The sequence below is a fragment of the Pseudomonas ulcerans genome (assembly GCF_036324125.1).
In the GTDB taxonomy this organism is placed as follows: Bacteria; Pseudomonadota; Gammaproteobacteria; order Pseudomonadales; family Pseudomonadaceae; genus Aquipseudomonas; species Aquipseudomonas ulcerans.
Window position 1 is genome coordinate 114,955 of record NZ_JAZDQN010000008.1, and the last position, 13,293, is coordinate 128,247.

General features: G+C 65.6%; 13 protein-coding genes. 5 read left to right on the top strand and 8 right to left on the bottom strand.

The genetic code is table 11. The annotated features are described in order from the left end of the window. Nucleotide 1: 1 nt before the first annotated feature. Together glyS and glyQ are read right to left on the bottom strand one after the other, a co-directional pair. On the bottom strand, nucleotides 2-2,056 hold the full coding sequence (gene glyS, locus V0R59_RS09980) for a glycine--tRNA ligase subunit beta (RefSeq protein WP_330072913.1): 2,055 nt from the start codon (nucleotides 2,054-2,056) through the stop codon (nucleotides 2-4). Continuing rightward, nucleotides 2,053-3,000 carry a glycine--tRNA ligase subunit alpha gene (glyQ, locus tag V0R59_RS09985; protein ID WP_330072914.1) on the bottom strand — a complete coding sequence of 316 codons (948 nt, stop codon included), beginning with the start codon at nucleotides 2,998-3,000 and terminating at the stop codon, nucleotides 2,053-2,055. Before glyQ ends, glyS begins: the two co-directional genes overlap by 4 nt. A gap of 82 nt (nucleotides 3,001-3,082) precedes the next feature. Here glyQ and V0R59_RS09990 point away from each other — a divergent pair, with 82 nt between their 5' ends. After that, on the top strand, nucleotides 3,083-3,634 hold the full coding sequence (locus V0R59_RS09990; protein ID WP_330072915.1) for a DNA-3-methyladenine glycosylase I: 552 nt from the start codon (nucleotides 3,083-3,085) through the stop codon (nucleotides 3,632-3,634). A gap of 39 nt (nucleotides 3,635-3,673) precedes the next feature. Then, nucleotides 3,674-4,561 carry a lysophospholipid acyltransferase gene (locus tag V0R59_RS09995; protein WP_330072916.1) on the top strand — a complete coding sequence of 296 codons (888 nt, stop codon included), beginning with the start codon at nucleotides 3,674-3,676 and terminating at the stop codon, nucleotides 4,559-4,561. 118 nt (nucleotides 4,562-4,679) lie between these two features. Here V0R59_RS09995 and V0R59_RS10000 read toward each other — a convergent pair whose 3' ends face one another. Genes V0R59_RS10000 through def form a run of 5 tightly spaced genes read right to left on the bottom strand, consistent with a single transcriptional unit; the run spans nucleotide 4,680 to nucleotide 9,211 of the window. Then, complete coding sequence (locus V0R59_RS10000) at nucleotides 4,680-4,994, bottom strand: hypothetical protein (protein WP_330072917.1); 315 nt, start codon at nucleotides 4,992-4,994, stop codon at nucleotides 4,680-4,682. A 13-nt stretch (nucleotides 4,995-5,007) separates the two neighbouring features. Then, nucleotides 5,008-6,381: a Trk system potassium transporter TrkA gene (gene trkA / locus V0R59_RS10005; RefSeq protein WP_330072918.1), complete on the bottom strand. Its 1,374-nt coding sequence runs from the start codon at nucleotides 6,379-6,381 to the stop codon at nucleotides 5,008-5,010. Nucleotides 6,382-6,406: 25 nt separating this feature from the next. Further along, nucleotides 6,407-7,717: a 16S rRNA (cytosine(967)-C(5))-methyltransferase RsmB gene (gene rsmB, locus V0R59_RS10010; RefSeq protein ID WP_330072919.1), complete on the bottom strand. Its 1,311-nt coding sequence runs from the start codon at nucleotides 7,715-7,717 to the stop codon at nucleotides 6,407-6,409. Beyond that, entirely contained in the window at nucleotides 7,714-8,646 is a 933-nt protein-coding gene (gene fmt / locus V0R59_RS10015) for a methionyl-tRNA formyltransferase (RefSeq protein ID WP_330072920.1), read from the bottom strand. Before fmt ends, rsmB begins: the two co-directional genes overlap by 4 nt. A 58-nt stretch (nucleotides 8,647-8,704) precedes the next feature. Continuing rightward, nucleotides 8,705-9,211: a peptide deformylase gene (gene def / locus V0R59_RS10020; RefSeq protein ID WP_330072921.1), complete on the bottom strand. Its 507-nt coding sequence runs from the start codon at nucleotides 9,209-9,211 to the stop codon at nucleotides 8,705-8,707. A 207-nt stretch (nucleotides 9,212-9,418) separates the two neighbouring features. Between def and dprA the strand changes: the two genes are divergently transcribed. Then, nucleotides 9,419-10,516 (top strand): DNA-processing protein DprA, encoded by a 1,098-nt coding sequence (dprA, locus tag V0R59_RS10025; RefSeq protein ID WP_330072922.1) that lies wholly within the window; start codon nucleotides 9,419-9,421, stop codon nucleotides 10,514-10,516. 39 nt (nucleotides 10,517-10,555) lie between these two features. Continuing rightward, nucleotides 10,556-11,113: an L-threonylcarbamoyladenylate synthase gene (locus V0R59_RS10030; protein WP_330072923.1), complete on the top strand. Its 558-nt coding sequence runs from the start codon at nucleotides 10,556-10,558 to the stop codon at nucleotides 11,111-11,113. Between the two features lie 106 nt (nucleotides 11,114-11,219). Here the strand turns inward: V0R59_RS10030 and V0R59_RS10035 are convergent, their stop codons facing one another. After that, nucleotides 11,220-12,197 (bottom strand): NADPH:quinone reductase, encoded by a 978-nt coding sequence (locus V0R59_RS10035; protein WP_330072924.1) that lies wholly within the window; start codon nucleotides 12,195-12,197, stop codon nucleotides 11,220-11,222. A 134-nt stretch (nucleotides 12,198-12,331) separates the two neighbouring features. On the opposite strand from V0R59_RS10035, the gene hemF reads away from it, so the two are divergent. Further along, complete coding sequence (gene hemF / locus V0R59_RS10040) at nucleotides 12,332-13,258, top strand: oxygen-dependent coproporphyrinogen oxidase (protein WP_330072925.1); 927 nt, start codon at nucleotides 12,332-12,334, stop codon at nucleotides 13,256-13,258. The last annotated feature ends 35 nt before the right edge of the window (nucleotides 13,259-13,293 follow it).

Below are 13,293 nucleotides of genomic sequence, written 5' to 3' on the forward strand. Positions count from 1 at the left end.
CTTACCCCAGCAGCGAGATGTCGGCCACGCCCAGGAACAGGCCGCGCAGGCGGCTGAGCAGGGCGTAACGGTTGGCACGCACGTTGGCGTCCTCGGCATTGACCATCACCGCTTCGAAGAACGCGTCCACCGGCTCACGCAGGGCGGCCAGGCGAGCCAGCGACTCGGTGTACTGGCGCTGCGCGGCCATCGGCTGCACGGCCTGGTCGGCCTGTTGGATCGCCGAGTACAGGGAGAACTCGTTGGCGTTGTCGAAGTACTTCGGCTCGACGTGGCTGGCGATGGTGCCTTCGGCCTTGCCCAGCAGGTTCGACACGCGCTTGTTCACCGCAGCCAGGGCGGCGGCTTCCGGCAGCTTGCGGAACGACTGCACGGCCTGCACGCGCTGGTCGAAGTCCAGGGCGGAACCCGGCTTCAGGGCACGTACCGACAGGTAGGTGGCGACGTCGATGCCTTCGTCTTCGTAGCGTGCACGCAGGCGATCGAAGATGAACTCCAGCACCTGCTCGGCCAGGCCGGCGGCCTTGACCTTGGCGCCGAACTGCTTGACGGCGAACTCCACCGCCTCGGTCAGGTCGAGGTCCAGTTGCTTCTCGATCAGGATGCGCAGCACGCCCAGGGCGGCGCGACGCAGGGCGTACGGGTCCTTGCTGCCGGTGGGCAGCATGCCGATGCCGAAGATGCCGACCAGGGTGTCGAGCTTGTCGGCGATGGCCACGGCCGCGCCGGTCAGGGTCGACGGCAGTTCGGCGCCGGCACCGCGCGGCATGTACTGCTCGTTCAGCGCCAGGGCGACGTCTTCCGGCTCGCCGTCGTTGAGGGCGTAGTAGTAGCCGGCGACGCCCTGCATTTCAGGGAATTCGCCAACCATCTCGGTGGCCAGGTCGCATTTCGACAGCAGGCCCGCGCGCGCGGCGCGGGTGGCGTCGCCGCCGATCTTGCCGGCGATGAACGCGGCCAGCTTGGCTACGCGCTCGGCCTTGTCGAAGACGCTGCCCAGCTGGGCCTGGAACACCACGTTCTGCAGGCGCTCGTTGAAGCTTTCCAGCGGCTGCTTCTTGTCCTGCTTGAAGAAGAACTCGGCGTCGGTCAGGCGCGGACGCACTACTTTCTCGTTGCCTTCGATGATCTGCTTCGGATCGCGGCTCTCGACGTTGGCCACGGTGATGAAGCGCGGCAGCAGCTTGCCGTCGACGTCCAGCAGGCAGAAGTACTTCTGGTTGTCCTGCATGGTGGTGATCAGGGCTTCCTGCGGTACTTCGAGGAAACGTTCCTCGAACGAGCAGACCAGCGGCACCGGCCACTCGACCAGCGCGGTCACTTCGTCCAGCAGCGCCGGCGGCACGATCGCGGTGCCTTCCTGCTGCAGGGCCAGTTCGGCGGTGCGCTTGCTGATCAGCTCGCGACGTTCGGCGAAGTCGGCCAGGACGTAGGCCTTGCGCAGGTCTTCCTGGTAGTTGGCCGGGGCGCTGATGCGCACGTTTTCCGGGTGGTGGAAGCGGTGGCCGCGGGATTCGCGACCGGCCTGCTGGGCGAGGATGGTGCAGTCGACCACCTCGTCACCGAACAGCATCACCAGCCACTGGGTCGGACGCACGAACTCTTCCTTGCGCGCGCCCCAGCGCATGCGCTTGGGAATCGGCAGGTCGTTCAGCGAGTCCTCGACGATGGTCGGCAGCAGGCTGGCGGTAGCCTTGCCCGGGATGTGCTGGGAGAAGCGCAGTTTCGGACCGCTCTGGTCGATCTCCGACAGCTCGACGCCGCACTTCTTGGCGAAGCCCAGGGCGGCCTGGGTCGGGTTGCCTTCGGCATCGAAGGCGGCCTGGCGGGGCGGGCCGTCGACGTTGATGCTGCGGTCTGGCTGCTGGGTGTCCAGGTTGCGGATCAGCACAGCCAGGCGGCGCGGCGCGGCGTAGACGGTCTTGTCGCTGTAGTTCAGGCCGGCGGCCTGCAGGCCTTTTTCAATGCCGGCGAGGAAGGCGTCGCCGAGGCTGGCGAGGGCTTTGGGTGGCAGTTCTTCGGTGCCCAGTTCTACCAGGAAATCTTGAGCACTCATTCCGCAGCCTCCAGCTTGGCCAACACTTCGTCACGCAATTCGGGGGTCGCCATCGGGAAGCCGAGGCGGGCACGGGCCTGCAGGTAGCTCTGGGCAACCGCCCGGGCCAGGGTGCGCACGCGCAGGATGTAGCGCTGGCGCTCGGTCACCGAGATGGCGCGGCGGGCGTCCAGCAGGTTGAAGGTGTGCGAGGCCTTGAGGACCATTTCGTAGGTCGGCAGCGGCAGTTCCAGTTCGATCAGGCGGTTCGCTTCGCTTTCGTAGAAGTCGAACAGTTCGAACAGTTTCTCGACGTTGGCGTGCTCGAAGTTGTAGGTCGACTGCTCCACTTCGTTCTGGTGGAACACGTCGCCGTAGGTGACCTTGCCGAACGGACCGTCGGTCCAGACCAGGTCATACACCGAGTCGACGCCCTGCAGGTACATGGCCAGGCGTTCGAGACCGTAGGTGATTTCGCCGGTGACCGGCAGGCATTCGATGCCGCCGACCTGCTGGAAGTAGGTGAACTGGGTGACTTCCATGCCGTTGAGCCAGATTTCCCAACCCAGGCCCCAGGCGCCGAGGGTCGGCGATTCCCAGTTGTCCTCGACGAAACGGATGTCGTGGACCAGCGGATCCAGGCCGATGGCCTTCAGCGAGCCCAGGTACAGCTCCTGGAAGTTCGAAGGGTTCGGCTTCAGGACCACCTGGAACTGGTAGTAGTGCTGCAGGCGGTTGGGGTTTTCGCCGTAGCGGCCATCGCCCGGACGGCGGCTTGGCTGGACATAGGCGGCGTTCCAGGTTTCAGGGCCTACGGCGCGCAGAAACGTGGCGGTATGAAAAGTGCCGGCGCCCACTTCCATATCGTAGGGCTGAAGCACCACACAACCTTGCTCGGCCCAGTACTGCTGGAGCGCGAGGATCAAGTCTTGGAAGGTACGCACGGCTGGCGTAGGCTGGCTCACGAAATTCACCTGTTTCTAGGGCTGCGAATATAAAGAGCGGGAGTATAACCCGATTCGCCCCGGCCTCTACCCATGGTGCTTTATGCCACGTTGCTTTTGGTGTACCGACGATCCGCTGTACCAGGCTTATCACGATGAGGAGTGGGGAACGCCGCAGCGCGACCCGGGGCAGCTCTTTGAGATGCTTCTGCTGGAAGGGTTCCAGGCCGGCCTGTCGTGGATCACCGTGTTGAAGAAACGCGCGCGTTATCGCGAGGTCATGTTCGGCTTCGATCCCCACCGGCTGGCGCAGATGAGCGACGAGGAAATCGAAGAGCGCATGCTCGATCCCGGCATCATCCGCAACCGTCTCAAGCTCAATGCCGCACGGCGCAATGCGCGGGCCTGGCTGGCGCTGGAAGACCCGGCGACCTGGCTGTGGTCCTTCGTTGGTGGTGCGCCCAGGGTCAACCACTTCACCGCCCGCGACCAGGTGCCAGCGGTCACCGATGAAGCCAAGGCCATGAGCAAGGCGCTGCAGAAAGCCGGCTTCACCTTCGTCGGCCCGACCATCTGCTACGCCTTCATGCAGGCCACCGGCATGGTCATGGACCACACCACCGATTGCGATCGATACGCCGCCTTGCTGCGCTGACGGTTACAATGCCCGGCTTGTGAACGGAGGAACCTGCCTGTGGATAAATTCAAGGGCGCCTTGATGGTCGGGGCGTTGCGACTCTTTGCCAAGCTGCCGTGGGGCGCGGTGCAGCGCGTCGGCGCGGCCATCGGCTGGATCATGTGGAAAGTCCCGAACAGCTCGCGCGAAGTGGTGCGCATCAACCTGGCCAAGTGCTTCCCGGAGATGGACCCGGTCGAACGCGAGAAGCTGGTGGGGCGCACGCTGATGGATATCGGCAAGTCCTTCACCGAAAGTGCCTGTGCCTGGATCTGGCCGGCGCAGCGTTCCATCGACCTGGTGCGCGAGGTCGAAGGCCTCGACGTGCTGAAGGATGCGCTGGCCTCGGGCAAGGGTGTGGTCGGCATCACCAGCCACCTGGGCAACTGGGAAGTGCTCAACCACTTCTATTGCAGCCAGTGCAAACCGATCATCTTCTACCGCCCGCCGAAGCTGAAGGCGGTGGACGACCTGCTGCGTGAGCAGCGCGTGCAACTGGGCAACCGTGTGGCGCCGTCGACCAAGGAAGGCATCCTCAGCATCATCAAGGAGGTGCGCAAGGGTGGCCAGGTGGGCATTCCGGCGGATCCGGAGCCGGCGGAATCGGCGGGGATCTTCGTGCCGTTCCTCGGGACGAAGGCGCTGACCAGCAAGTTCGTGCCGAACATGCTGGCCGGTGGCAAGGCGGTGGGGGTGTTCCTGCATGCGCTGCGCCTGCCCGATGGCAGTGGCTTCAAGGTGATCCTCGAAGCGGCGCCGGAAGCGATGTACAGCACCGATACCGAGACGTCGGCGGCGGCCATGAGCCAGGTTGTGGAAAAGTATGTGCGGGCCTATCCGAGCCAGTACATGTGGAGCATGAAGCGCTTCAAGAAGCGCCCGGCAGGGGAAGCTCGCTGGTATTAGAGGCAGTACGCGGACCCTGTAGGAGCGGGTTCACCCGCGATTGCGGTGGCGGATTCACCGACGCAATCGCGGCGGTCCGGCGTCCCGGTGAACCCGCTCCTACAGGGTCCGTGGTGAATCAGCTTCCGGCTTTGTCCAGCTTCTTCAGAAACACCGCCATTTCCTTCTCGGCCTGCTTGTCGCCATGGGCCTGCGCCGCTGCAATCCCTTGTTCCCAGGCCTGACGGGCCGCCAGGTTATCCCCAGCCGCCACCCAGGCCTTGCCCAGCAGCTTCCACGCCGCCGAGTACGTAGGGTCCAGTTCCACGCAGCGCGCCAGGTGCAGCGCCGCCTCCGCACCATTCCCCTCATCCAGCCAAGACTTGCCCAGGCCAAACCGCAACAGGGCGTTATCCACACCCTTGGCCAGCATCTTTTCCAGCGATTCGCGCATTACGCCACTCCTGTCAGAAGAACGTCAGGCCGACGTGGAACAGCTTCTCCACATCGCGGATGTACTTTTTATCCACAACGAAGAGGATCACGTGGTCGCCGCTCTGGATCACCGTGTCGTCGTGGGCGATCAGCACTTCCTCGTCGCGGATGATCGCGCCGATGGTGGTGCCTGGTGGCAGGTTGATGTCCTCGATGGCCTTGCCCACCACCTTGCTCGACTTCGAGTCGCCATGGGCAATGGCTTCGATCGCTTCCGCCGCGCCGCGGCGCAGCGAGTGCACGCTGACGATATCGCCGCGGCGCACGTGGGCCAGCAGGGTGCCGATGGTCGCCAGCTGCGGGCTGATGGCGATATCGATCTCGCCACCCTGGACCAGGTCGACATAGGCCGGGTTGTTGATGATGGTCATCACCTTGCGCGCGCCCAGGCGCTTGGCCAGCAGCGACGACATGATGTTGGCCTCGTCGTCGTTGGTCAGGGCCAGGAAGATGTCGGCATCGGCGATGTTCTCTTCCAGCAGCAGGTCGCGGTCCGAGGCGCTGCCTTGCAGCACCACGGTGCTGTCGAGGGTGTCCGAGAGATAGCGGCAGCGCGCCGGGCTCATCTCGATGATCTTCACCTGGTAGCGGCTTTCGATGGCCTCGGCCAGGCGCTCGCCGATCTGCCCGCCACCGGCGATGACCACGCGCTTGTTGGTCTCGTCGAGGCGGCGCAGTTCGCCCATCACCGCACGGATATGGGCCTTGGCGGCGATGAAGAAGACTTCGTCGTCGGCCTCGATCACCGTGTCGCCCTGGGGCAGGATCGGCCGGTCGCGGCGGAAGATCGCCGCCACCCGGGTATCCACGTTGGGCATGTGCGCACGGATCTGCCGCAGTTGCTGACCCACCAGCGGCCCGCCGTAGTAGGCCTTGACCGCCACCAGCTGGGCCTTGCCCTCGGCGAAGTCGATCACCTGCAGGGCGCCGGGGTGTTCGATCAGGCGCTTGATGTAATGGGTCACCACCTGTTCCGGGCTGATCAGCACGTCCACCGGGATGGCTTCGTTGTCGAACAGGCCGGCGCGGGTCAGGTAGGCCGACTCGCGCACCCGGGCGATCTTGGTCGGGGTATGGAACAGGGTGTGGGCGACCTGGCAGGCGACCATGTTGGTTTCGTCGCTGTTGGTCACCGCCACCAGCATGTCGGCATCGTCGGCGCCGGCCTGGCGCAGGATGGTCGGGAACGAGCCACGGCCCTGGACGGTGCGGATGTCGAGGCGGTCGCCCAGGTCACGCAGACGGTCACCATCGGTGTCCACCACGGTGATGTCGTTGGCTTCGCTGGCCAGGTGTTCGGCCAGCGTGCCGCCGACCTGCCCCGCGCCAAGGATGATGATCTTCATCCGCTGTCCCCTTCCCTATTTCCTGTTAGCCGCGCGCGGCGGCGATCTTGATCAGCTTGGCGTAGTAGAAACCGTCGTGGCCGCCTTCCTGGGCGAGCAGTTGGCGACCGTGGGGCTGGCGGATGCCGGCGTCGGTGGCCAGGTCCAGCTCACGGGCGCCGGGGGTGCGGGCGAGGAAGGCCGCGATCACCTCGGTGTTTTCCGTGGGCAGGGTCGAGCAGGTGGCGTAGAGCAGCATGCCGCCCACTTCCAGGGTCGGCCACAGGGCGTCGAGCAACTCGCCCTGGAGACCGGCGAGGGCGGCGATATCGTCGGCCTGGCGGGTCAGCTTGATGTCCGGGTGACGGCGGATGACGCCGGTGGCCGAGCACGGTGCGTCGAGAAGGATGCGCTGGAAGCCCTTGCCGTCCCACCAGCTCGCGGTATCGCGGGCGTCGCAGGCGATCAGCTGGGCGTCGAGGCCGAGGCGGTCGAGGTTCTCGCGCACCCGGGTCAGGCGCTTGGCTTCCAGGTCGATGGCGACCACGCCGGCCAGCTTCGGCTCGGCTTCCAGCAGGTGGCAGGTCTTGCCGCCGGGGGCGCAGCAGGCGTCGAGCACGCGTTGGCCGGGGGCCAGTTCCAGCAGGTCGGCGGCCAGTTGCGCGGCTTCGTCCTGGACGCTGATCCAGCCCTGCTCGAAGCCTGGCAGGTTGCGCACGTCGCAGGCTTCGGCGAGGAGGATGCCGTCGCGGCTGAACTGGCAGGGCGCGGCTTCGATGCCGGCTTCACGCAGCAGGTCGAGGTAGGCCTCGCGGCTGTGATGGCGGCGGTTGACCCGCAGGATCATCGGCGGATGGGCGTTGTTGGCGGCGCAGATGGCTTCCCACTGCTCCGGCCAGAAGGCTTTCAGCGACTTCTGCAGCCAGCGTGGGTGGGCGGTACGCACCACCGGGTCGCGTTCCATCTCGGCCAGCAGGTCGTTGCCCTCGCGCTGGGCGCGGCGCAGCACGGCATTGAGCAGGCCCTTGGCCCATGGTTTCTTCAGCTTGTCGGCGCAGCCCACGGTCTCGCCGATGGCGGCGTGTTCCGGGACGCGGGTGTAGAACAGCTGGTACAGGCCCACCAGCAGCAGCGCCTGGACGTCGGCGTCGGCGGCCTTGAACGGCTTCTGCAACAGGCGCTCGGCCAGGGCCGACAGGCGTGGCTGCCAGCGCGCGGTGCCGAAGGCGAGGTCCTGGGTGAGGCCGCGGTCGCGGGCTTCGACCTTGTCCAGCTGCGTCGGCAGCGAACTGTTCAGCGAGGCCTTGCCGCTGAGCACGGCGGCCAGGGCACGGGCGGCGGCCAGACGCGGGTTCATTGGCCGAGCACCGTGCCGGGGGTGAATTTCTCGCGGCGGCTGTTGAACAGGTCGCTGAAGTTCAGCGCCTTGCCGCCGGGCAGTTGCAGTCGGGTCAGGCACAGCGCGCCTTCGCCGCAAGCGACGATCAGGCCGTCCTTGCTCGCCGAGACGATTTCACCCGGCGCGCCCTGGCCTTCGGCGAGGGTCGCGGCCAGCACCTTCAGGGCTTCGCCGCCGAGGGTGCTGTGGCAGATCGGCCAAGGATTGAAGGCACGCACCAGACGCTCCAGCTCGACGGCGGGACGGCTCCAGTCGATGCGCGCTTCGTCCTTGTTCAGCTTGTGTGCATAAGTCGCGAGGGCGTCGTCCTGCACTTCGCCTTGCAGGGTGCCGGCGTCGAGACCGGCGATGGCTTCCAGCACCGCCGGCGGGCCGAGTTCGGCGAGGCGGTCGTGCAGGCTGCCGCCGGTATCCTCGGCGCTGATCGGCGTGCTCACCTTGAGCAGCATCGGGCCGGTATCCAGGCCGGCTTCCATGCGCATTACGGTCACGCCGCTCTCGGCATCGCCCGCCTGCACCGCGCGCTGGATAGGTGCAGCACCGCGCCAGCGTGGCAGCAGCGAGGCGTGGCTGTTGATGCAGCCGTGTCTGGGGATATCCAGCACCACCTGCGGCAGGATCAGGCCGTAGGCCACCACCACCATCAGATCCGGCTGCAGCGCGGCCAGTTCGGCCTGGGCATCGGGGTTGCGCAGGGTCGGCGGTTGCAGCACCGGGATGCCGTTATCCACAGCCAGCTGCTTGACCGGGCTCGGCATCAGCTTCTGCCCGCGCCCGGCCGGACGGTCCGGTTGGGTGTAGACGGCGATGATTTCGTGCTGGCTGGCCAGCAGCGCCTTGAGGTGTTCGGCGGCGAACTCGGGGGTGCCCGCAAAGACGATGCGCATGCAGTTCTCGCTTAAAAGAAAAAGGCTTGCCGGAGCAAGCCTTCTGGAATGAGGGGGATCAAGCTTGCTGGCGGTGCTGCTTTTCCAGCTTCTTCTTGATGCGGTCGCGTTTGAGGTTCGACAGGTAGTCGACGAACAGCTTGCCGTTGAGGTGGTCGCACTCGTGCTGGATGCACACGGCGAGCAGGCCTTCGGCGATCAGTTCGAACGGTTTGCCGTCGCGGTCCAGGGCCTTGACCCGGACCTGCAGCGGACGGTCGACGTTCTCGTAGAACCCCGGGACCGACAGGCAGCCTTCCTGGTACTGGCCCATGTCGCGGGTCAGCTCTTCCAGCTCGGGGTTGATGAACACCCGCGGCTCGCTGCGATCTTCGCTGAGGTCCATGACCACCACGCGCTTGTGCACGTTGACCTGGGTGGCGGCGAGGCCGATGCCGGGGGCTTCGTACATGGTTTCGAACATGTCATCCACCAACTGGCGGATGGCGTCGTCGACTTCCGTCACCGGTTTGGCGATGGTGCGAAGGCGCGAGTCCGGGAATTCGAGGATGTTCAGAATGGCCATAGGCGTATGAGCTGCACTGTGCGATGTGACAAACATGAACGCACATAATAAAGGTAATCGCCGCGTTCGGCACCTGTGAAAAGGTCGGCTAGGGTTGAAAAACCGGCTGTCGACGGCTCTGCGGATGAGAGTTGTCAAAGCATTATCAACAGAGTTATCCACAGGTTTTAAAAGGTGGAGGCTCACCTGAAGATCAAGGATGGTCTTATGTCTTGCGCTGAATTTCCCGCCTGCCCGCCCGCTGAACTGGAGGCACGCCTGCGTTTGCAGCAGTTGCCCGAGATCGGCCCGCAGCGCTTCCAGAAACTGATCCAGGCATTCGCCAGCGCTTCGGCGGCACTCAGTGCCCCGGCTTCGGCGTGGCTGGCGCTGGGGATGCCGCAGGCAGCCTGCGATGCCCGGCGCAGCGCCACGGTGAGGGATGGCGCTACAGCGGCGATGCGCTGGCTAGAGCATCCCGCCCAGCATTTGCTGATGTGGGACGACCCCGCCTACCCGGCCCTGCTCGCCGAAATCCCCGACCCGCCGCCCCTGCTGTTCGTGGCCGGCAACGCTGCGCTTGTGGATAAACCCCAGTTGGCGATCATCGGCAGCCGCCGGGCCACGCCACCTGCATTGGGTACCGCAGCAGGGTTTTCCCGCAGCCTGGCGAAGGCCGGTTTCGTCATCACCAGCGGTCTTGCCCTGGGTATCGACGGTGCCGCGCACCAGGCCGCGATCGATGCCGGCGGAGCGACCATCGGCGTGCTTGGCAGCGGGCTGGAAAAACTTTATCCACAGCGACACCGCACGCTGGCACGGAGCATGCTGGAGAAGGGCAGCGCGCTGGTTTCCGAGTTTCCTCTGGGCGCCGGTCCATTGCCGGGCAATTTTCCGCGACGCAACCGGATCATCAGCGGGCTCTCGCTGGGCGTGCTGGTGGTGGAAGCCAGTTTGGCCAGCGGTTCGCTGATCACCGCGAAACTGGCGGCGGAGCAGGGCCGCGAGGTGTACGCCATCCCCGGCTCGATCCACCATCCCGGGGCCAAGGGCTGCCACCAGCTGATCCGCGACGGTGCGCTGCTGGTGGAGAGCATCGAGCAGATCCTCGAAAGCGTGCGCGGCTGGCAGAATCTCTCCCCGGTGCCTGTGGATAAACCCGCCCACCCGTTGGTCGCCTTGCTGCTCGCCGCACCGCAGACCAGCGAAGGTCTCGCTCTCAGTAGCGGCCAGCCATTGGCCAAGGTGCTGGCGGCATTGACCGAGCTGGAACTGGACGGGCTGGTCTGCAATCAAGCGGGACGTTGGTTTGCCCGCCCTGCCTAAGTAAACTGCGCATCAGCCTTGAAGCGGAGTGAAACGAAAATGGTGAACAGTTGGCGTGCGCAACAAGCCGCGCGGGAAATCCGGGCCGGAGCGGTGATCGCCTATCCGACCGAAGCGGTCTGGGGCCTGGGCTGTGACCCATGGAACGAAGAGGCGGTGGATCGCCTTCTGGCGCTCAAGTCGCGCTCGGTGAACAAGGGCCTGATCCTGATCGCCGACAACATCCGCCAGTTCGACTTCCTCTTCGAGGACTTCCCCGATCTCTGGCTCGACCGCATGGCCAGCACCTGGCCGGGGCCGAATACCTGGCTGGTGCCGCACCAAGGGATGCTGCCGGAATGGATCACCGGCGTGCACGACACCGTGGCGCTGCGGGTCAGCGATCATCCGCTGGTGCGCGACCTGTGTTCGCTGGTGGGGCCGCTGGTGTCCACCTCGGCCAACCCGGCCGGGCGTCCGGCGGCGAAGAGCCGGCTGCGGGTGGAACAGTATTTCCATGGTCAGTTGGACATGGTGCTGGGCGGGGCGCTGGGTGGCAGGAAGAATCCGAGTGTGATTCGCGACCTGGTGACCGGGGATGTCGTTCGGGCAGGCTGATTCTCGGTGTGGCTGATGGCCTCATCGCGGGTAAACCCGCTCCCACAATACGATCCCTGTAGGAGCGGGTTCACCCGCGATGAGGCCATCAGATCCAAAGCAAAAATCAGGGGATAAGAACAGTCGACCCCACCGTCCGCCGCGCCGACAGCTCGGTCTGCGCCCTGGCCGCCTCGGCCAGTGGATAACGCTGCTGGATATCCACCTTGACCTTGCCGCTGGCAATCAGCGCGAACAGCTCGTCGGCCATCTTCTGGGTGTTTTCCGCGTTATTGGCATAGCTCGCCAGGGTTGGCCGGGTCACATACAGCGAGCCCTTCTGCGCCAGGATCCCCAGGTTCACCCCGCTCACCGCACCCGACGCATTGCCGAAGCTGACCATCAGCCCGCGCGGCGCCAGGCAGTCCAGCGAAGTCAGCCAGGTGTCCTGCCCCACGCCGTCATACACCACCTTGCATTTCTTGCCGTCGGTCAGTTCCAGCACGCGCTTGGCCACATCCTCATGGCTGTATTCGATGGTCGCCCAAGCACCCAGCGCCTTGGCGCGCTCGGCTTTCTCCGCCGAACTCACGGTACCGATCAGCTTCGCACCCAGGGCCTTGGCCCACTGGCAGGCCAGCGACCCGACCCCACCCGCCGCCGCATGGAACAGGATGATCTCGCCCGGCTGCACGTCGTAGGTCTGGCGCAGCAGGTACTGCACGGTCAGGCCCTTGAGCATCACCGCCGCCGCTTCCTCGAAACTGATGCTCTGCGGCAGCGACACCAGGTTGGCCGCCGGCAGTTCATGCACCTCGCTGTACGCGCCCAGCGGGCCGCCGGCATAGGCCACGCGGTCGCCCACCTTGAAGCGGGTCACGCCCTCGCCCACCGCCTCGACCACCCCGGCGCCTTCGGTGCCCAGGCCCGACGGCAGCGCTGGCGGCGCATAAAGGCCGCTGCGGAAATAGGTGTCGATGAAGTTCAGCCCGATGGCATGGTTGCGCACGCGGACATTGCCCGCTGCGGGGGCCTTGGGCTCGAACTCCACCAGGCTCAGGACTTCGGGGCCGCCATGCTGGCTGAACTGGATACGCTTGGCCATCTGCACTCTCCTTGGACATCGGGGAAAGGGTCTATCGGACGCCTTTTGCTTGACCGCCGTCAACACCGGGGGGCACATGCACGGTGGTATGCTGTGCGCCGAATTTTCCGCCAAGCCCGCTTCAAGGTGACCTGATGACTAGCCGCACCGAGGCCGTGAAAGCCTACCTGCTCGACCTGCAAGACCGGATTTGCGCCGCCCTGGAAAACGAAGACGGCGGCGCACGTTTCGTCGAGGACGCCTGGACCCGCGAAGCCGGTGGCGGCGGACGGACCCGGGTGATCGGTGACGGCAAGGTCATCGAGAAAGGCGGCGTCAACTTCTCCCACGTCTTCGGCAGCGGCTTGCCGCCGTCCGCCAGCGCCCACCGTCCGGAACTGGCCGGCCGCGGCTTCGAGGCCCTCGGCGTGTCGCTGGTGATCCACCCGCACAACCCCCACGTGCCGACCTCCCACGCCAACGTGCGTTTCTTCATCGCCGAGAAGGAAGGCGAGGAAGCGGTGTGGTGGTTCGGCGGCGGCTTCGACCTGACCCCGTACTACGGCAACGAGGAAGACTGCATTCACTGGCACCGGGTCGCCGAGCAGGCCTGCGCGCCGTTCGGTGCCGATGTCTACCCGCGCTACAAGGCCTGGTGCGACCGCTACTTCCACCTCAAGCACCGTGGCGAGCCACGCGGTATCGGTGGCCTGTTCTTCGATGACCTGAACGACTGGGACTTCGACACCTGCTTCGCCTTCATCCGGGCCATCGGCGATGCCTACATCGACGCCTACCTGCCCATCGTCCAGCGCCGCAAGGCTGAGGCGTACACCGCCGAGCAGCGTGAATTCCAGGAATTCCGCCGTGGCCGCTACGTCGAGTTCAACCTGGTCTACGACCGCGGCACCCTGTTCGGCCTGCAGTCCGGCGGGCGTACCGAGTCGATCCTCATGTCGCTGCCGCCGCAGGTGCGCTGGGGCTACGACTGGAAGCCGCAACCGGGCAGTGCCGAAGCGCGCCTGACCGAGTATTTCCTGCAGGATCGCGACTGGCTCGGTCTGGACAAGGCCGTACACTGAGCCCATTGTGCTCACCCCGTCTGACCCAGGAAGCG

Excerpts from the sequence above, each read along its gene's own strand:
- glyS (WP_330072913.1), bottom strand. The coding sequence starts at position 2,056 with ATGAGTGCTCAAGATTTCCTGGTAGAACTGGGCACCGAAGAACTGCCA.
- V0R59_RS09990 (WP_330072915.1), top strand. The coding sequence starts at position 3,083 with ATGCCACGTTGCTTTTGGTGTACCGACGATCCGCTGTACCAGGCTTAT.
- V0R59_RS10000 (WP_330072917.1), bottom strand. The coding sequence starts at position 4,994 with ATGCGCGAATCGCTGGAAAAGATGCTGGCCAAGGGTGTGGATAACGCC.
- trkA (WP_330072918.1), bottom strand. The coding sequence starts at position 6,381 with ATGAAGATCATCATCCTTGGCGCGGGGCAGGTCGGCGGCACGCTGGCC.
- rsmB (WP_330072919.1), bottom strand. The coding sequence starts at position 7,717 with ATGAACCCGCGTCTGGCCGCCGCCCGTGCCCTGGCCGCCGTGCTCAGC.
- fmt (WP_330072920.1), bottom strand. The coding sequence starts at position 8,646 with ATGCGCATCGTCTTTGCGGGCACCCCCGAGTTCGCCGCCGAACACCTC.
- def (WP_330072921.1), bottom strand. The coding sequence starts at position 9,211 with ATGGCCATTCTGAACATCCTCGAATTCCCGGACTCGCGCCTTCGCACC.
- dprA (WP_330072922.1), top strand. The coding sequence starts at position 9,419 with ATGTCTTGCGCTGAATTTCCCGCCTGCCCGCCCGCTGAACTGGAGGCA.
- V0R59_RS10030 (WP_330072923.1), top strand. The coding sequence starts at position 10,556 with ATGGTGAACAGTTGGCGTGCGCAACAAGCCGCGCGGGAAATCCGGGCC.
- V0R59_RS10035 (WP_330072924.1), bottom strand. The coding sequence starts at position 12,197 with ATGGCCAAGCGTATCCAGTTCAGCCAGCATGGCGGCCCCGAAGTCCTG.
- hemF (WP_330072925.1), top strand. The coding sequence starts at position 12,332 with ATGACTAGCCGCACCGAGGCCGTGAAAGCCTACCTGCTCGACCTGCAA.